The sequence below is a fragment of the Pseudocoprococcus catus genome, assembly GCF_019734885.1.
Classification (GTDB): Bacteria; Bacillota; Clostridia; order Lachnospirales; family Lachnospiraceae; genus Coprococcus_A; species Coprococcus_A catus.
Genome location: NZ_JAAXCM010000020.1, coordinates 330,666 through 350,014, shown reverse-complemented (window position 1 = coordinate 350,014; position 19,349 = coordinate 330,666). Strand labels below are relative to the sequence as shown.

Sequence of the window (19,349 nt, the reverse complement as noted above, 5' to 3'; positions counted from 1 at the left end):
TCTATTCAAAAGCCGCATCTCTCAATGAGAATGTCAGCTCTCTATAGTCTGATGCATGATCCATGATCACACCGAGTCCCTTTGCGGTACTTTCCAGCGGTTTATCTGCAAATACTGTCTTCACATGAAGTGATGCACTGAAAAGTCTGTCAAGCTCCGGAATCAATGTTGTTCCGCCTGTAAAATAAATACCGCTTTCAATAATATCTGCCGATAATTCCGGCGGAATGGTTTCCATGATGTTGCGGATCGTTTTAACAACCTGAAAAAGATAGTCTTTCAGCGCATCAAAGACAAGATGATCCGCTACTTCCACATTTGCCGGAAGTCCCGTGATCAAATCCCGTCCAAAAACTCTCTTTTGCTTTCCGCGTCCCGGAATGGCATGTCCGAGTTCTATTTTGAGTGCTTCAGCTGTCTTGTCTCCGATCACAAGATGATGGCGTTCTTTGACAAACTGACAAATGGCCGCGTTGATCGTATTGCCGCCCATTTTCAATAATTTGCTGACAACGATGCCGCCCATGGTGATGACCGTGATCTCCGTTGTTCCCGCACCCATATCAACAAGCATCATGCCCTTTTTGCTCATAACATTTATATTCTCTCCCAAGGCCGCTGCCAGAGGCTTCTCAATAACAAAAATATTGTGGGTATTGTAGGCCGAATGCGCGATCAGGTCAAAATAAGCTCTTTTTTCCACTTCCGTCACATCTGATGGTGCAGCAAGATAAAAACTGTTATTTCTCATAAAACCCGATGTGCATCCGCATTTCTTCAGAAGTGCTTCCGCTACCTTGTTCATATTGTTAATATCTGCGATCACACCGTCTCTGACCGGATTTGAGATCACAATGGATGCCGGTGTACGTTCATACATCTCAAATGCATCATTGCCGATTGCCGCGACTTCTTTCTTTCGCTGTATGGCAATCATATTCTTTTCATATACGACAAGTCCATGTCCGCCCTGGAAAATTCTGATGTTCATTGTTCCAAGATCCAGACCGTATTTTTTTCCCGCCAATGGTGTTTCCCCTTTCCTAATGGTGCCAGCTCCCGCACAGACTGGTAAAATGTCCGCTGCCGATAATAATATGGTCTAACAGCCGGATTCCGATCAGGTCTCCGGCGCATCTCACCTTTTCTGTTGCAGCCAGATCTTCTCTGCTGGGTGTATCATCACCGCTGGGATGATTATGTACCAGTATGATCCCGACTGCATTTGCTTTCAATGCATGAATAAAAATCTCTCTGGGAGCGATCAGAGAGGCATTGACTGTTCCCTTCGTAAGAAGGCATTCACTGATCATATGCTGTCTGGCATCCAGCATCATCACATGCACCTCCTCGTGCTCCAGATGACACATATACGCCATATAGTAATCTGCGATAGACTGCGGTGTTTCAAAAACATAATCTCTTCTGAAGCGGATCCGGGTCATTCTTCTGGACAGTTCGCAGACTGCCGCCAACTGAACAGCCTTGACCCGTCCTATACCCCTTATCTTCTGAAAATCCTGAATGTCAAGGCTCATAATGCCTTCAAGGCCCTGACAGGAAGGATTCAGATTCAATAGCTGAACAGCCAGATCCATCACTTTATCTCCCCGGGTGCCGGTTTTGATCACAATTGCCAGAAGTTCGGCATCAGACAACATGCCTGCCCCGTTCTTCTCACACTTCTCATACGGACGTTCCGTCACCGGAAGTTCCTTCATTGTCAGATGTTTTTGTTTCTCTTTCATACTGCTGCTCCTTTCATTTCAGGCAATCGGAGCTTCACAGTTCATCTCATTTTATCACAAAAGGATTCTCATGTATACACAGTTTGATGTAAATCCTTTCTGACAAAAAGCTTACAAAGGCAGGTGCACTAATCCGGCCTCTTTCATTTTCTGAAGGGACATCATAATACCAAACTTTCCATGATGCCATGTCAGACCCCCCTGGAAATAAACAGCATATGGCGGTTTAATCGGGCCATCAGCACTCAGTTCAATGGAAGAACCTGAGATAAAAGCACCTGCTGCCATAATAACATCACAATCATAACCAGGCATCGCCCATGGTTCCGGTGTTACATAGCTGTCCACAGGAGCGGCTGCCTGAATACCTTTGCAGAATGCAATCACACCCTCTGCTGTACCCGGTACAACCGCCTGGATAATGTCATGTCTGGACTCTGTGCTGTTTGGAACGACTTTAAATCCAAGTCTTTCGTAAATATTGGCTGCAAAGATAGCTGATTTCAGTGCAGAAGCCGTTACCTGAGGTGCCAGGAAAAGGCCCTGATAAAGTGAGCGATTCACACCAAGATTTGCACCCAGTTCCTTGCCAAGTCCCGGTGCTGTCAGACGATACGCTGCTCTTTCTACGCAATCTTTGCGTCCGGCAATATAACCGCCGCTTGGGGCAAGTCCGCCGCCTGGATTTTTGATGAGGGATCCGACACACATATCTGCGCCCACATCAGATGGTTCGATTGTCTCTACAAACTCACCATAACAGTTATCCACCATGCAAATCACATCCGGCTTGATCTTCTTGACAAAACTGATGAGTTCGCCGATTTGCTGCACAGAAAAAGTCGGCCGAGGCAAATAGCCTTTGGAACGCTGGATCGTTACCAGTTTTGTTTTCTCATTGATGGCTTTTTCAATGGCTGAATAATCAAAGGTACCGTCCTCCAGAAGTTCCACCTGACGATATGTCACGCCATACTCTGCCAGAGAACCCACCTCTGGTCGGATGCCGATGACACCTTCCAGCGTATCATAAGGCTTGCCCACAGGCGACAAAAGTTCATCTCCCGGTCTTAAATTGCCGGAAAGAGCCACTGTCAACGCATGTGTGCCGCATGTGATATGTGGGCGTACAAGCGCATCTTCTGTATGAAAAATATCCGCATAGACTTTTTCAAGGGTATCTCGTCCATCATCATCATAGCCATAACCTGTTGTTCCCGCAAAATGTCTCTCGCTGACTCTGTTTTTCTGCATGGCATTGATCACTTTCAGCTGGTTATATTCCGCTACCTGATCAATAGCCTCGAAACGTTCTTTTAAAGATTTTTCAATCTGACTGCAATAATTATACACATCCTCATCCAGATGAAGATGCTCATACAGTCCTTTTAATTCATTTTCTATCTTATCCTTTGTCATTTTTTTCTCCTTTATTGTTGTGATCTGATACAAGGCCGCAAATATGCCCTGTCATATCTGCTATGTCTTTCCTATTATATGATACAAGCTCAGTCTATTATGCCTTTTTGGCGAAGGATATGTATCATATCCGCCAGTATAGCACCCCGAGAATCATATTTTGACTGATCAAGCCACAAAACATCCCGCTCTCTTTTAAACCAGGTCAACTGCCGCTTGGCAAAATGTCTTGTATCACGTTTTAATATATAAACAGCCTCTTCAAGGGATAGCTCCCCGTCAAAGTACGCCAGGATTTCCTTATAGCCAAGTCCCTGCATAGAAACAAGGCTCCTGTCATATCCCTTGTCCTTTAACTTTCGCACTTCCTGGACAAGGCCCTCTTCCATCATCTGATCCACACGTTGATCGATTCGCTCATACAGAACCTCTCTCGGCCGATTCAGAACAAAATACGCAAAATTATAGGGTGATTCCTTCCTGGATTCCTGTTCATTGTGCTCAGAAATCTTCTGTCCGGTCTGATGAAAATATTCCAGTGCCCGGATGACGCGCTTGGTGTTATGACAGTGGATCTTCTCTGTGGATTCCGGATCCACCTCTTTCAGCATCTCATAAAGCCTTTCCGGCCCGCCGTCACTTGCTGCCATTGCTTCCAGATGACTTCTGTAACCGTCATCTTCATTCTCTTTAAAGTCAATATCATTTAAAATAGCCTGAATATAAAATCCCGTGCCGCCCACAATGATCGGAATATGTCCGTTTTCCCTGATCTTTTTCATCGCTGCTTTGGCCATCTGCTGGAAAACAACAACGTTAAAAGGATCATCCGGTTCCAGCACATCCACAAGATAATGAGGGATTCCTTCCATCTCTTCCGGACGGATCTTGGCTGTTCCAATATCCATCTGTCTGTAAACCTGCATAGAATCTGCAGAAATAATCTCCCCGCCGATGGCTTTGGCCAGTTCAATGGAAAGTGCTGTTTTGCCAGAGGCCGTTGGCCCGGTCAGTACGATCAATGGCTCTTTCATGTTTCATTCTCCCATTCTATGATTGAATTCGCTTAAATTTCTTCTCCAGTTCGTATTTTGAAAGTGAAATGATTGTCGGCCGTCCATGAGGACATGTATATGGATTCTTTGCCTGCAAAAGTTGTTCGATCAGAGCATCCGCCTCTTTAAAGGACAATTTATTATTTCCCTTCACTGCCGCCTTGCAGGCCATGGTTGCAATATGATCCGTAATGGCTGAACCATCCAGTCTGCGGCTTTCCTCCGTCAAACTGTCCAGTATTTCAATAAAAATGTCTTTTGCATTCATTCCAAAAAGCTGAAGCGGGACGCCGCATACCGCATACTCTCTGCCCCCAAAAGATTCGACTTCAAATCCCAGTTCCGCAAAATAATCCTCATAACGGCTGTAAATATTTTCTTCCTGCATCGACAATGTCAGAATCACAGGCGGTGACAGCATCTGTTTTTGAAGTGCTTTTTTTGAAAAAGCCTTCATCAATTTTTCATAAAGCACTTTTTCATGTGCCGCATGCTGATCAATAATAAATAGCTTGCCATCATATTCTACCATCCAGTAGGTGTCAAAAACCTGTCCGATTAAACGATGCCGTGCTCTTGCTTTCTCATCCAGAAGCCTTTCATCCTCACCAAAAAGCTGCATCTGTTCTCCAACGATTGGCATTTGCGGCTGCGGTGCTTTCTCTGCTGCTTCAAACGGCGTCACTTCCGTCTTCTTCTGTTCTTCCGCAGTTCCGGACATCGTTGCCCTGTTGTTTTCATTTTGCAATTTCGGAGTACTTTGTGCCATCGTCTCTTTATGATGATATGCCGTCGGCGTTTCCCGCACAAATGCACTTCCTGATTGTCCTGTCGGTGCAGTATATGGTTTGCTGTCAGCATCCTGATTCGGATAAGATGCCGCCGAATAGCCACTGCCTGCTGCCACGGAAGTTCTATCCGATACACCTGTTTTAGCCGGCCTGTTTTGCTTTGTATAGTCTGCCGATGGCTGCTCCGGCTTTTTCTGCCCTGCTCCCATGGCTGCCAGCCGCTGCAGTTCAAAAGGTTCCGGCCCTGATTCTTTTTTCTTTGGTTCCTCTTTGGCTTGTTTCTGATCTTTCAGGGAAATGGCCGGTATCAGCTCCCGATGTTCCAGCACTGCACGGACAATATCATAAATCTCCTGATATACCGCTTCATTCTGATTGAACCTCAATTCCATCTTTCTCGGATGCACATTCACATCGATCAGTGCCGGATCGACTTCAATATGAAAGGCCGTAAAAGGATATTTGTGAATCATGACAAATGTCTTATAAGCATCCTCAATTGCCTTTGTAATAATGTTGCTCTTGATATAACGGCCATTAATAAAATAATTCTCCCATGTTCGATTGCCTCTGGACAAAATCGGTTTGCCGATAAATCCTGTCACATGACAGAGTTTGCCCTCAACATCCACTTCCAGCAGCTGTCCTGCCACATCCCGTCCGTAAATCTGATAAATGATATCTCTCAGATTGCCGTTGCCGGAGGTATGAAGCCGATTCTGATTATTGTTAATAAATTTAAAGGATACATCCGGATGGGACAATGCCAGTCGTCCTGCCAGATCATTAATATAGGCAGCCTCGGTTGCTGCCGTCTTCAAAAACTTTCTCCTGGCCGGTGTATTATAGAACAGATTTCTCACAATGATCGTGGTGCCGTCCGGGCATCCGATATCATCACAGCTCTTTTCTTCACCACCATCAATACAGTAACGAACCCCCAATAATTCCCGGTGTACCTTTGTTATCAGTTCAATTTGAGAAACGGAGGCAATACTTGACAAGGCCTCTCCTCTGAACCCCAGTGATCCTACTGTCATCAGATCCATAGCCGTTTCAATCTTACTTGTGGCATGACGCACAAAGGCCGTCTTGATATCATCTCTGTCAATGCCGCCGCCATTATCTGTCACACGCATCATGGCAATGCCGCCCTCTTTAATCTCAATCGTAATTGCCGATGCTTTCGCATCAATAGCATTCTCCACAAGTTCTTTAATCACCGAGGACGGTCTCTCCACAACCTCTCCGGCTGCAATCTTGTTGATGGTATCACTGTCCAGTAAATGAATAGACTTCATCCTGCTGCCCCCTTTCCTGTTAATTTTATCCTAAACAAATAGTATATCAGTATTTTGTGACCATTTGATGGCTAATTTGTCTCTTTTAATCTTTTCTGAAGTTCATATAATGTATTCAGTGCCTGAATCGGTGTCATGTTGGACACATCCAGTCCTGCCAGTTCCTTCAAAACCGGGTGGTCTGCCGGGTAAATATCAAAAAGGCTCATCTGTTTTTCAGCAGGAACTGCCTCTCTGACCACTTCTTTTTTCTTAGCAGAAGTTCTCACCTGCAGATTTTTCGCCTTGTCAGTAACATCTGTTTCTTCCAGCCAGCTGGCAATCTCTTTTGCTCTGTCAATGACAGAATCCGGTACCCCTGCCAGACGTGCTACCTGAATACCATAACTCTTATCTGCACCGCCGCGGATAATCTTTCTCAGGAAAATGATATCATCCCCCTGCTCTCTGACGGCAATACAGTAATTGTTCACGCTGTCAAGCTTTCCTTCCAGTTCTGTCAGTTCATGATAATGGGTAGCAAACAATGTCTTTGCCCCCAGAAGCTTCGGATTGCTGATATGTTCCACTACCGCCCAGGCAATACTTAAACCATCAAATGTACTGGTACCTCTTCCGATTTCATCCAGGATCAGCAGACTTCGGCTGGTGGCATTGCGAAGAATATTGGCCACTTCCGTCATCTCCACCATAAAAGTACTCTGTCCGCTGGCCAGATCATCTGATGCACCGACACGGGTGAAAATTCTATCCACAATGCCGATATTGGCAGATTTTGCCGGTACAAAGCTGCCAATCTGGGCCATGAGCACGATCAGCGCCGACTGGCGCATATAGGTAGACTTACCAGCCATATTCGGACCGGTAATAATAGATATACGATGGTTTTTGTTGTCCAAATAAGTATCGTTGTCGATAAACATCTGATTGTTGTTCATCTTCTCTACTACCGGATGGCGGCCGCCCTGAATATCAATAACACCCTTTGTGTTAATAGACGGGCGCACGTAATCATTGCTCTGTGCTACACAGGCCAGAGAAGCCAATACATCCAAATGTGCGATTGCCTTAGCTGTCTCCTGAATACGAACGACCTGCTCACCGATACTGTCCCTGACTTCACAATAGAGATCATACTCAAGGGCAGCAAGCTTATCTTCCGCACCAAGGATCATATCTTCCAGCTCTTTTAATTCCGGCGTAATATAACGCTCTGCATTGGCCAGTGTCTGTTTGCGGGTCCAGTCCTCCGGCACCAGCTCCTTATAGGAATTGGTAACTTCCAGATAATAGCCGAAAACTTTGTTATAGCGCACACGCAGATTCTTGATACCGGTTTTCTCCTTCTCACGAGCCTCCAGCTCCGCCAGCCAGGTTTTGCCTTCTGTTCTTGAGAGACGGAACTTATCCACGTCTTCATTATAACCCTCTTTGATCATGCCGCCCTCACGAATCATAATCGGTGGTTCATCCTGAATAGATTTTTCAATCAGATCATAAATATCCTCCAGACAATCCATTCTTTCATCAATTTCTTTCAGTTCTGCACTTTTTGCCTGAGAAAGCAGCTGTTTGACAGGAGGAATCATTCCGAGAGATGTCTTAAAAGCGATCAGATCCCGGGGATTCGCCGTTCTATAGCTGATACGGGTCACCAGACGTTCCAGATCGTATACCGCATTCAGATATTCCCGTATCTCCTCTCTGGTAATCATATCATTATATAATTCTTCCACCGCATCCTGCCTTGCGGTAATCTTCTTCTTCTCAATCAGCGGCTGCTCAATCCAGTTTCGCATCAAACGGGCACCCATGGCCGTCTTTGTCTTATCCAGCACCCACAACAATGAGCCCTTTTTCTGCTTTTCCCTCAGGGTTTCAATCAGTTCAAGATTCCTGTTAGTGGCACTGTCAATGATCATATATCCGCCTGAGCGGTACGGTGTAATCTTGGTCAGATTGTCAAGAGTATTCTTCTGTGTCTCATAAAGATATAATAGCAATGCGCCCACAGCCAATGTCCCAGATGGAAAATCTGTCAAGCCAAGACCGTCCAGGCTGGCCACTTTAAAATGCTCTTTGATCTTCTGGACACTCACCGCCTCATCCATATACCATGTATCCAATGTGGATACTGAGACATGCAGACGATCTTTGAAATCATCCAGACTGGCCCCACTCATATAGAAAGAATCATTGCAGATAATTTCTGATGGTGAAAAACGATGAATCTCATCATAAAGTTCCTTCAGTGTTGCCACTTCCGTTGTATAAAAATCACCGGTTGAAATATCTGTGATTGCCAATCCGAACTGATTATTGTCATATACAAGACACATCAAATAGTTATTGCGGCCCTCATCCAGGGCCTGCTGGCTCAGATTCGTTCCCGGTGTGACAATCCTGATCACTTCACGCTTCACAATGCCTTTCGCCTGCTTCGGATCCTCCGCCTGCTCACAGATTGCAACCTTGTAGCCCTTTGCAACCAATTTGTTCAAATAAACATCCACGGCATGATAAGGGACACCACACATTGGTGCCCGCTCTTCCTGACCGCAGTTTTTGCCTGTCAGTGTTATCTCAAGTTCTCTGGATGCAGTCAGGGCATCATCATAAAACATTTCATAAAAATCGCCCAGACGATAAAAAAGGATGCAGTCTTTATACTGCTCCTTGATCGCCATGTATTGCTGCATCATCGGTGTCAATGCTGCCATATATTTCTCCTCCGAGTTTCTTCATCGGTCAATTCGTCTTTTTTTGCATTCTACATTTTAGCATATATCGAATTTAATCACAAGCACCGATTATTACTCTTCTAAAAGCAAATTTCTCGCTTTCTGATACTTTTCCATCCTTTTCAGGTCTTTATCCGTCACGATAGCCATTCTCCCGATATCGCTGTTATGTGCCAGATCTGCCAGCTTCACCTTTCTGGCAATCGGATTTCCTTTAAGTGCTGCAATGTAATCCATATAAGGTACAGATTTTTCATGGGTCAACAGCAGCAAGGCTTCTATCGTGTCCGCTGAAAAGCCTTCCTTTTTCAACTCTTCTATTGTACAGTCTGAATCTTCTGCCACATCATGCAGCAGCGCTGTACAGATTTCATCCTCTGTCTCCATCTGTTCTGCCAGATGAAATGGATGAAAAACATAGGGCATGCCGCTTTTATCTTTTTGATTTTTATGTGTCTCAAAGCAAATCATCATGGCTTTTTTTGTCAATGACGTATATTTTATTCCCATACTTTTAATTCCTGTCCTTCTCTATCTGTAAATTTTTCAAGACTCCCTTGCATCCCCTGGCGCAGCATCCAGTCTGCTTCGCAGACTATAAACACATTCAACACATTCCGCATCCCAATTCCTGTGCAAAGTTTATACTCCCATTATAATACACCTAATACTGAATTTCCACACTCCTATTGACATTTATGTGCTTAATGTTTATAATGTGTATATGTAGACAGCACACTAGTAGAAAGGATGAAGAACAAACTTGAAGATTCTTATTTCAAATACTTCTGACAGCCCTTTGTACCAGCAAATCAAAGACCAGATTAAAGACGCTATTTTAAAGGAAGAATTAGTGGAGGGTGATGCACTTCCTTCTATCCGTGCATTTGCCAATGACCTGAAAGTCAGCGTTTTGACCATTCGCCGGGTTTACGAGGAACTGGAACAGGAAGGGTTTATTACAAGTCAGGTCGGCATCGGCACCTTTGTATCTGCCGGCAATCTTGAATTACTGCGGGATTCCAAACGGCGTCTTGTAGAGCAGAAAATGCTCGATATGATACAAACTGCGAAATCACTGAAAATTACTAAAGAAGAACTGAATGCCATGATGGATATTCTTTACGAGGAGGATTAACAATGAAAGATATTTTGAGAGTAAAGAATTTAAACAAATCGTATAAAAATTTTTCACTGACAGACGTTTCATTTTCTTTATCGGAGGGCTGCATCACCGGTTTTATCGGAATTAACGGTGCCGGAAAGACTACTACCCTGCGCACAATTCTTGACCTGGCGAAAAAGGATTCCGGCAATATTCAGTTTTTTGGCCTTGATATGGATAAAAATGAACAACAGATTAAAAATCGCATCGGCGTCGTATTGGATGACGGCTGTTTTTATGAAGAATTGTCTATGGCCGAGATGAAAAGTATTCTCGCATCTGCCTATACCGACTGGTCTGAACAGAATTTTAAACACTATATGGATATGTTTTCCCTTGACCCTAAAAGGAAAATCAATACCCTTTCCAAAGGAATGAAGATGAAATACGCCCTTACTCTGGCCCTTTCTCACAATGCTGAACTTCTGATTATGGATGAACCCACCAGCGGACTGGACCCTCTAAGCAGAAGCCAACTCTTGAATGTTCTGAATGATTATATGGAAAACGGCGGCAAAGGTGTACTTTTCTCAACCCACATCACTTCGGACCTTGACAAAATCGCTGATATGCTAATTATGATTCACAATGGCCGCATCGTCTTTCAGGAAGAGAAGGATTTTCTCCTTGACAATTACAGAATCATCAAAGGTGATAAAAAATTATTAACTGAGAATATACGCCAGCTATTTTTAAACATCACAGAAACTGCATTTGGTTTTACCGGCGTCACCAGACATGCTGCCAGAGTACAGTCGTATCTTCCGGATGCCATCACAGAACGCCCCACCATTGAAGATATTATGCTGGCCAATTTAGGAGGTTGTGGAAAATGATGCTATGGTATTTATTAAAGAAAGATATCCTGATTATTAAAAAGTATGTACTTATTATGCTAGCTGCTGCGGTACTTATCCCGCCTTTTATGCTTTGGCGTGTTCCTGAATATGCCGGGATTCTGGGCTTCATGCTGTCTGTCATTTTCTGCGTTTTAATCCTGCTGCAATATATCTCTTTAAAAGAATATCAATTTCCAAAGGCAGCCTCTCTGTTATGCGCAGCAACCTTTTCCCGTAAAATGATGGTATTGTCCCTGTACATTTTCTGCATCGCCGTTTATATCGTCTGCTGCGCCATCTATACCATTGAAGCTTTGATTATCCCCGGTTTAGACACTATGAATGCAGCCATGTTCTTCCTGATGTTTTTAGCCACCTCTGTATTGATCAGTATCTATCTTCCAATACAGTATAAGCTGGGTTACGAGAAAACCAAATTTGCCTTTACAGTTGTCATCATAGCTTCGCCTTTCCTCCTGCCTCAGCTCATGAAAATGGAAAATTTCAACCTGAACTTTCTTTCCGAATTTTCCCCAATCCTTATTTGTGGAAGTGTCTTGTTGCTTTCCTGTATGATTCTGGCAGTATCTGCTGCTTTGTCCATAAAATTTTATAACAGAACTGATTTAGCATGAAAGAGAGTTTAAAATATGAATAACGAAAAAATTTTTCTCTATATGATCAGCGCAGCCGCCCTGTGCTTTTGCCTGTTCAATATCCTTCAATTTCTTTTGAATTACAACAAAACGGCGCAAACCGTCGGAACCATTATATCCATTAAAACACCAGGTCCTGAAACATCAAAGTTTCGCAATTCAAAATGGGCGGTTGTTTCCTACAAAGTAAAGGGCAGAATCTATCAGTCCCATAACCGCATACAAGTGCCTGTGTCCTCACAAATCGGCGGGGCAGTGAAAGTACGTTATGACAAATTCACTCCGGAAAAATTATACAGCTATTCCCTGTTTCGAATAGTTGTATCATTCATCATTGCCGCTGTCTTTTTTGTAATAGCCAGGTTTGGCTTGTAAATTTATAAGAGCATATTTCATTGCATCTGCCAAATTGATATATTATAATGCGGCTATCCTCGACAAATACAGCACATAAATATGCAAAACAGTCATTATCCACAGTATCATACTGTAAATAATGACTGTTTTATTGCCGTTCTAGTACATCATTTTACCAATAACTATGTACTAGTACATCGTTTTCGAAATAACTACACCATTCACTTGCCTGCGAATCCTATTGTACAGGTAGAAAAGCCTTAAGAAATCTTATCTCTATCAGGAGCGTTCGCGCTCATATATTTTTCAAAGTGCGGTCTATAAACTTCAAAAAAGGATTCCCTATGCATCTGTGCTGAACAGATCATAGGGAATCCTTTTATCAATAATCTAAAACCGCACTTTACTAACTACTTAGCGCGAATGCTCCGTCTCTTTTTTAGACGTTGAACAGCAGTTCTGCATATGTCGGGAATGGCCAAGCTTTCTCATCAAGCAGTGTTTCCAGCTTATCAGCCGGTTCACGTACTTCTGCAAACTGAGCGAATACATCGTCTCTGTATGCAATAGCCTGAGCCTTAGGATCTTCAATCTTAACAGAAGCATCTGTTGCTGCTTCCAGTTTAACAACAGCTGCATCCAATTTGGACAGCTCTGTTGTAATTTCTTTCAGAACCTTTTCCTGTACAGAAGCATCTGCGCCAACAGCCTTAACAGCTGCAACAGATTTTGCAACAGTTGTTGTGTATTCCATAACAGCAGGAATAATTTCTTTCTTAACCATATCGATCATGGTTCTTGCTTCGATATTGATAGCCTTAGAATAGTTCTCGTAACCAACTTCTTCACGGGCTGCAAGCTCTACTGCTGAGAATACGCCATGTTTATCGAAAAGCTTGATGACTTCTGGATCTGCCAGTACAGATGTAGCATCTACTGTATTCTTGATGTTTGGAAGGCCACGGCGGGCAGCTTCCTCAACCCATGCATCTGAATAACCGTCACCATTAAAGATGATACGGATATGGTCTGTTACCCAGTCCTTGATCAGATCATGGAGAGCCAGTTCAAAATCATCGGCCTTTTCAAGAATATCTGCTGCCTGACATAATGTCTCTGCAACAATTGTATTTAATACAATGTTAGGGTCTGCGATGGACGCAGAAGAACCTACCATACGGAATTCGAATTTGTTGCCTGTAAATGCAAATGGTGATGTTCTGTTACGGTCTGTAGCATCTTTGCTGAATCTTGGTACAGTGGATACACCTGTTTCAAGCTGGCTGCCTTCCAGACTTCTTGTAGCTTCGCCTTTTTCACATAACTGGCTTAATACATCTTCCAGCTGATCGCCAAGGAATACGGAGATGATTGCTGGAGGTGCTTCATTAGCACCAAGTCTGTGGTCATTGCCAGGAGTTGCTGCGGACATACGAAGCAACGGTGCATAATCATCAACAGCTTTCAGGATAGATGCCAATACAAGAAGGAACTGCTTGTTAGAATGTGGTGTATCACCAGGCTCCAGCAGATTCTTGCCTGTATCTGTGCTCATAGACCAGTTATTGTGTTTACCGGAACCATTGATACCTGCAAATGGTTTCTCATGTAACAGGCATACAAGATTATGACGAAGTGCAACTTTCTTCATAATTTCCATAATCAGCTGATTGTGGTCTGTGGCAATATTGGTCGTATCATAAATCGGTGCCAGTTCATGCTGAGCAGGTGCAACTTCATTATGCTGTGTCTTTGCTGTAATACCCAGTTTCCAGAGTTCTTCATTTAACTCTGTCATATAAGCAAGGACTCTCTCTTTGATTGTACCAAAGTAATGATCATCCAGTTCCTGACCCTTAGGAGCAGGTGCGCCGAATAATGTACGGCCTGTGAAAATCAAGTCTTTACGTTTGTCATATGTATCCTTGTCTACAAGGAAGTATTCCTGTTCAGGTCCGACACTTGTTACAACCTTTGTTGCTGTTGTATCACCAAAGAGTTTAATAATACGCATAGCCTGTGTGCTCAGTGCTTCCATGGAACGAAGAAGCGGTGTCTTCTTATCCAGTGCTTCGCCTGTGTAAGAACAGAAAATAGTCGGAATATAAAGAACCGGTGTACTGTCCGGTGCTTCATGAATAAAAGCCGGAGATGTACAATCCCATGCTGTATAGCCTCTTGCTTCACATGTTGCACGGATACCGCCTGAAGGGAATGAAGAACCATCCGGTTCACCCTTGATCAGCTCTTTGCCTGAGAAAGAAAGAAGAATGGAGCCGTCTTTCTGCGGATTAATGAACGCATCATGCTTTTCAGCCGTAATATTGGTCAAAGGCTGGAACCAGTGTGTATAATGTGTGGCACCCTTTTCAATGGCCCACTCTTTCATCTCATGGGCGATAATCTCAGCCACATGTGGTTCAAGGTCCTTGCCTTCAAGAAGCGTATTCTTGAATTCAGCATAAATCTTCTTTGGTAAACGCTGTTTCATTGTCGCATCATCAAATACGTTAGATGCAAAAATCTCTGATACATTGATTTTTACTGACATAGTTCCTACCTCATTTCAATATTATTTGCTTGTTCCGGAGCTATACGGTATTCGTCAGCTCTCACTACTGACTAACCGCTGTGCTAAAAATGACACCTGAACCCCAGTAAAGTAAAAAGGCGTCCTCAAATAAATGAGAACGCCTTTGCTCTTCAAACTTAACTTCTCATTCATCATATCACAAAATCCGGAAAATACAACTATTTTTTATGATAATTTTATCTTTTGTAAAAAATCACCAATTATCGCGTAATTTTCAGTATTTTATATATTATTCTGATAATTTTCCAATATAATAAAAGCCTTTGCACTCTTCCAAATGAACATTCACTATCTGACCGATCAAATCAGGAGTTCCTTTGAAGTGTACCAACAGATTATTGCTCATACGGCCAGTCACCATACTGTCATCATGTTCATTCACTTCTTCTACAAGCACTTTCTGTACAGAACCCGTAAAACGTGCAGAAGCTTCAGAGGCCTTCTGCTGTACAAGCTTTAAGAGACGGTCAAATCGATCTTTGATGACATCTTCCGGCACCTGATTCTCCATGGACGCCGCCGGAGTGCCTGTTCTTTTAGAATAAATGAAAGTAAAGGCACTGTCAAATCCAACTTTCTCCACCACATCCATAGTTTCTAAGAAATCCTCTTCTGTTTCTCCCGGAAAGCCTACAATAATATCTGTTGTCAAAGAAATATCCGGGCAGCCTTTACGGATGCGGTCCACCAGGTCAAGATATGATTCTTTGGTATATTTACGGTTCATCAACTTCAGGATACGACTGCTGCCTGACTGCAGCGGCAGGTGAAGATGACGGCAGATTTTCTTTGACTGCCCCATAACAGCAATCAGCTCGTCGGACAAATCCTTCGGATGAGAAGTCATAAAACGAATACGTTCCAGTCCTTCAATCTTCTCGATTTCCTGAAGCAGCTGTGCAAAGCTGATTGGGTTTTCCAGATTCTTGCCGTAGGAATTGACATTCTGTCCAAGGAGCATGACTTCCTTCACGCCATCTGCCACGTCACGCTCAATCTCACGAATAATATCCTTCGGTTCACGGCTTCTCTCCCGGCCACGCACATAAGGAACAATACAGTAACTGCAGAAATTGTTGCAGCCGAACATGATATTGACACCGGTTTTGAAGGAATACTTGCGCTCATTCGGCAGATCTTCCACGATCTGGTTGGTATCCTTCCAGATATCCACCACCATCTTGCCGGTATTCAAACGTGTCTGAATCAGCTCTGCCAGTTTAAAGATATTATGTGTGCCGAAAATAATATCCACATGACGATAAGATTTACGAATCTTGTCAACAACAAGGGGCTCCTGCATCATACAGCCGCACAGTGCAATCAGCATATCCGGATGTCGCTGCTTTGTCCGCTTCATCTGTCCCAGACGGCCGTAAACACGGAGATTAGCGTTTTCACGTACCGTACAGGTATTGTAAATGACAAAATCCGCATCCTCCGTATCTGTTTCCACATAACCGATGCGTTCCAGGATGCCCGCCAGTTTTTCTGAATCCCTGGCATTCATCTGGCAGCCGAAAGTCACCACATGATAGGTCTTCTTCTTTCCTGTTCTGGCATAATCCGCCTGCATCTGTTCATGTAACTGCTCGATGATAAACAGCTGTTTCTCAGTTTCATCAGAAGGCAGCTGTGACACACCCTCTGCTTTTGTATAATCATTAATGCTCATTCATATCCTCCAGTTTATCCCAATCAAAGATTGAGATATTTATTCCCGAATCTGGCCATCCCCGTAAATCACATACTTGGTAGTGGTCAGTTCTTTTAACCCCATCGGCCCTCTGGCATGAAGTTTTTGTGTGCTGATGCCGATTTCGGCACCAAAACCAAATTCAAATCCATCTGTAAAACGGGTTGATGCATTGACGTAAACCGCTGCAGCATCCACCTCATCCAGGAATTTTCTCGCATTGGCGTAATCTTTTGTTACAATGGCCTCAGAATGGCCGGTATTGTAGCGGTTGATATGCTCAATGGCTTCATCCACAGAAGCAACGGTACGCACAGAAGCAATCAGATCCAGGTATTCAGTTCCCCAGTCTTCCTCTGTTGCTTTCTTCATATCCGGCACCACTTCAAGGGCTGCCTCATCACCGCGAAGCTCGCAGTGCTTCTCTCTTAAAGCCTTTGCTATGGCCGGAAGCGCCTCTTCAATAATGTCTTTATGAATGACCAGTGATTCACAGGCATTGCAGACACCTGTTCTCTGGGTCTTGGCATTCAGAATAATCTTTACCGCCATATCAATATCCGCAGAGGCATCCACATAAACATGACAATTGCCTGTTCCGGTTTCAATCACCGGCACTGTGCTGTTCTCCACAACGGTACGAATCAATCCTGCACCGCCCCTTGGAATCAGTACATCAATATACTGGTTCAGACGCATCATAGCTTTGGCTGTTTCACGGCTTGTATCTTCCACCAGCAAAATAGCATCCTCGCATCCGCCCCCTGCTACAATGGCTTTTCTCAGCACTTTTGTAATGGCCATATTGGAATGGATGGCATCGCTGCCGCCCTTTAAAATCACGGTATTATTGGTCTTAAAGCATAAGCCAAAGGCATCCGCTGTCACATTTGGACGTGATTCATAAATAATACCAATGACACCGATCGGCACTCTCTTCTTGCAGATCTCAAGGCCATTCGGACGAATGGAAGAACTGATAATTTCACCAATCGGGTCTTCCAGAGCAATCAACTGTGTCAATCCCTCTGCCATACCGGCAATACGGCTTTCAGACAAAGCCAGACGGTCCACCATCGGCTCCGGCATATTCTTCTCTCTTGCCGCCTTTATATCCATGGCATTGGCCTTCAAAATCTCTTCCTGCTCATCCACCAGTGCCTGTGCTGCCAGGGCAAGAATCTGATTCTTCTGTGTTGTCCCCATTCTGTTCATCTGTCTTGATGCCTGTTTGGCCCTTCTGCCAAGTTCCTCAATCGTTGTCATCTGCCGCATCTCCTTTCCGTATCACCTCATCCGGTGTTATCACTATATCCATCATTCTGTCATGCCTTTCAAAGGGTATTTCATTCCTTAACTGAAAATCATAAGCCAATCCGCAGGCTGTCACCTGACTGCCATAACGTTTCAGCCATCTATCATAAAAGCCTCCGCCATAGCCCATCCGGTGCATCTGTCTGTCAAAGGCTGTTCCGGGAACAACCAAAAAACCTTCAGATACTTCCTCTTGACAGTTTTCCACCGGCTCAGGAATATCATAATATCCCGGTGCCACATCCTTCATGGATGTAATTTTATAAAAATGCATTTCTGCCGGGCCTGTCACTCTTGGCAGTGCTACTCTTTTGCCCATCTCCAAAGCTTTCTCTATCAGTATCCAGGTGTCTGCTTCACCTTTACAGGCAGCGTAGCATAAAATCGTATCTGCCTCTTTATATTCCGGCATATCAATGATTTTTCTCGCAAACTGCCTGCCATACTGTCGGCAGACCGCCTCATCCATATGCCGCCTTTTTTGAAGAATTGCCTTGCGCAGGGCTTTCTTTGCTTCACCAATATCAGTTGGCATGTTTTTTCTTCTTTGCCAGATTCTGTGCTGCCTGCTCTTTTAAGGATACAATGCTGCCATCCGGTCTCTTTACGTCGATATTGTTTAACTGACTTCTCATGTTCGCACGAACAGATTCAATATAAGCTTCTCTTAATTTCACCTGCTCCTGCTTTTCCTCCGGTGTCAGCCCCTCACTTTTGCTTTTATGATATAATTCATTAATTCTTTTAATATCAGCATCTGTAATCATGGATTTCTTCTTCTCCTCCGTTGATGATTTTTTCAGGTTCTATATAATCCAGAATGTTAAAATTCTCACTCTTATGGGCCAGGAATAAAGTACCCTTCTCCTGACCTTTCATAATGTCGTCAATGACATGAAAATCTTTGCCATTCGCTATAATCATATCACATCCTGCATCATTGGCAATACGTGCCGCGTCAATTTTTGTCTTCATACCGCCGGTACCGTAATCGCTGCCTGCTCCTTTGGCAATTTCATAGAGAGAATCATCAATATCTGTTACACATTCAATGAAAAGCGCATCCTTATTCTGAGACGGATCATCCGTATAAAGACCATCTATATCTGACAATAAAATAAGCAGATCCGCACTGGTAATGGCTGCCACTACCGCAGACAGGGTATCATTGTCACCAATCTCAATCTCATCTGTTGAAACGGTATCGTTCTCGTTGACAATCGGAATAACTCCCATTCTCAGCAATTCATTAAATGTATTTCTGGCATTATGAAGACTCTTCTCTCTCACAATGGTGTGCTTAGTCATCAAAATCTGTGATGCCACATGGCTGTATTCATTGAAAAGCTTCTGATAGATCATCATCAGCATGCCCTGACCTACAGAAGCGCAGGCCTGTTTCTGAGCCAGTTCCTTCGGACGTTCATTTAATCCCAGGGCTTTTCTTCCAACCCCAATGGCACCGGATGAAACAAGCACCACATCCTTGCCCTGATTGCGCAGATCACACAGAACCCGCACCAGCTGCTCCAGTTTCAAAAGGTCCGTCTCTCCGGTTTCCGGGTGCACAAGAGAGGACGATCCCACTTTTATGACAATTCTCTTTTTATTCTTCAGATTCTGTCTGTAATGTTTATTCGTAATCAGCATGTCTGCCTCCATTCCTCTGTCCGT

At 43.8% G+C, this 19,349-nt stretch carries 17 protein-coding genes; 4 read left to right on the top strand and 13 right to left on the bottom strand.

From position 1 onward, the window contains the following. Position 1: 1 nt before the first annotated feature. From mreB to HED67_RS03580, 7 genes are all read right to left on the bottom strand, one after another. A complete protein-coding gene (gene mreB / locus HED67_RS03610) occupies positions 2-1,027 on the bottom strand; it encodes a rod shape-determining protein (RefSeq protein WP_178441504.1) in 1,026 nt (341 codons plus the stop codon). Positions 1,028-1,043: 16 nt separating this feature from the next. Next, a complete protein-coding gene (radC, locus tag HED67_RS03605; RefSeq protein WP_178441505.1) occupies positions 1,044-1,748 on the bottom strand; it encodes a RadC family protein in 705 nt (234 codons plus the stop codon). A gap of 111 nt (positions 1,749-1,859) precedes the next feature. Continuing rightward, positions 1,860-3,167, bottom strand: a complete 1,308-nt coding sequence (locus HED67_RS03600) for a methionine gamma-lyase family protein (protein ID WP_221717544.1) — start codon at positions 3,165-3,167, stop codon at positions 1,860-1,862. An 89-nt stretch (positions 3,168-3,256) separates the two neighbouring features. After that, on the bottom strand, positions 3,257-4,201 hold the full coding sequence (miaA, locus tag HED67_RS03595; RefSeq protein WP_221717543.1) for a tRNA (adenosine(37)-N6)-dimethylallyltransferase MiaA: 945 nt from the start codon (positions 4,199-4,201) through the stop codon (positions 3,257-3,259). Between the two features lie 16 nt (positions 4,202-4,217). Beyond that, positions 4,218-6,314: a DNA mismatch repair endonuclease MutL gene (mutL, locus tag HED67_RS03590; RefSeq protein WP_221717542.1), complete on the bottom strand. Its 2,097-nt coding sequence runs from the start codon at positions 6,312-6,314 to the stop codon at positions 4,218-4,220. Between the two features lie 71 nt (positions 6,315-6,385). Next, on the bottom strand, positions 6,386-9,034 hold the full coding sequence (gene mutS / locus HED67_RS03585) for a DNA mismatch repair protein MutS (RefSeq protein WP_178441509.1): 2,649 nt from the start codon (positions 9,032-9,034) through the stop codon (positions 6,386-6,388). 93 nt (positions 9,035-9,127) lie between these two features. Further along, positions 9,128-9,565, bottom strand: coding sequence for a GTP pyrophosphokinase (locus HED67_RS03580; RefSeq protein ID WP_221717541.1), 438 nt, complete (start codon positions 9,563-9,565; stop codon positions 9,128-9,130). A 253-nt stretch (positions 9,566-9,818) separates the two neighbouring features. Here HED67_RS03580 and HED67_RS03575 point away from each other — a divergent pair, with 253 nt between their 5' ends. From HED67_RS03575 to HED67_RS03560, 4 genes are read left to right on the top strand one after another with little or no spacing between them, the layout of a single operon-like run. Further along, entirely contained in the window at positions 9,819-10,193 is a 375-nt protein-coding gene (locus HED67_RS03575) for a GntR family transcriptional regulator (protein ID WP_117526776.1), read from the top strand. Between the two features lie 2 nt (positions 10,194-10,195). Then, positions 10,196-11,056 (top strand): ABC transporter ATP-binding protein, encoded by an 861-nt coding sequence (locus tag HED67_RS03570; RefSeq protein WP_221717540.1) that lies wholly within the window; start codon positions 10,196-10,198, stop codon positions 11,054-11,056. Beyond that, on the top strand, positions 11,053-11,694 hold the full coding sequence (locus HED67_RS03565) for an ABC-2 transporter permease (RefSeq protein WP_221717539.1): 642 nt from the start codon (positions 11,053-11,055) through the stop codon (positions 11,692-11,694). The genes HED67_RS03570 and HED67_RS03565 overlap by 4 nt, the downstream gene beginning before the upstream one ends. 15 nt (positions 11,695-11,709) lie before the next feature. Beyond that, the gene (locus HED67_RS03560) at positions 11,710-12,090 is read left to right on the top strand and encodes a DUF3592 domain-containing protein (RefSeq protein ID WP_178441514.1); all 381 of its coding nucleotides are present in this window, start codon (positions 11,710-11,712) and stop codon (positions 12,088-12,090) included. Between the two features lie 421 nt (positions 12,091-12,511). Here HED67_RS03560 and HED67_RS03555 read toward each other — a convergent pair whose 3' ends face one another. The 6 genes from HED67_RS03555 to proB all read right to left on the bottom strand — a co-directional run bounded on the left by HED67_RS03555 (position 12,512) and on the right by proB (position 19,325). Then, the gene (locus HED67_RS03555) at positions 12,512-14,623 is read right to left on the bottom strand and encodes a glutamine synthetase III family protein (protein ID WP_221717538.1); all 2,112 of its coding nucleotides are present in this window, start codon (positions 14,621-14,623) and stop codon (positions 12,512-12,514) included. Between the two features lie 271 nt (positions 14,624-14,894). Then, a complete protein-coding gene (gene miaB, locus HED67_RS03550; RefSeq protein WP_215632220.1) occupies positions 14,895-16,340 on the bottom strand; it encodes a tRNA (N6-isopentenyl adenosine(37)-C2)-methylthiotransferase MiaB in 1,446 nt (481 codons plus the stop codon). Positions 16,341-16,379: 39 nt separating this feature from the next. Continuing rightward, positions 16,380-17,627 (bottom strand): glutamate-5-semialdehyde dehydrogenase, encoded by a 1,248-nt coding sequence (locus HED67_RS03545; RefSeq protein ID WP_221717537.1) that lies wholly within the window; start codon positions 17,625-17,627, stop codon positions 16,380-16,382. After that, the gene (locus HED67_RS03540) at positions 17,614-18,210 is read right to left on the bottom strand and encodes a 5-formyltetrahydrofolate cyclo-ligase (RefSeq protein ID WP_221717536.1); all 597 of its coding nucleotides are present in this window, start codon (positions 18,208-18,210) and stop codon (positions 17,614-17,616) included. The genes HED67_RS03545 and HED67_RS03540 overlap by 14 nt, the downstream gene beginning before the upstream one ends. Further along, complete coding sequence (locus tag HED67_RS03535) at positions 18,200-18,442, bottom strand: DUF896 domain-containing protein (RefSeq protein WP_215632223.1); 243 nt, start codon at positions 18,440-18,442, stop codon at positions 18,200-18,202. The genes HED67_RS03540 and HED67_RS03535 overlap by 11 nt, the downstream gene beginning before the upstream one ends. Further along, a complete protein-coding gene (gene proB, locus HED67_RS03530; RefSeq protein ID WP_221717590.1) occupies positions 18,426-19,325 on the bottom strand; it encodes a glutamate 5-kinase in 900 nt (299 codons plus the stop codon). Before proB ends, HED67_RS03535 begins: the two co-directional genes overlap by 17 nt. Positions 19,326-19,349 lie beyond the last annotated feature (24 nt).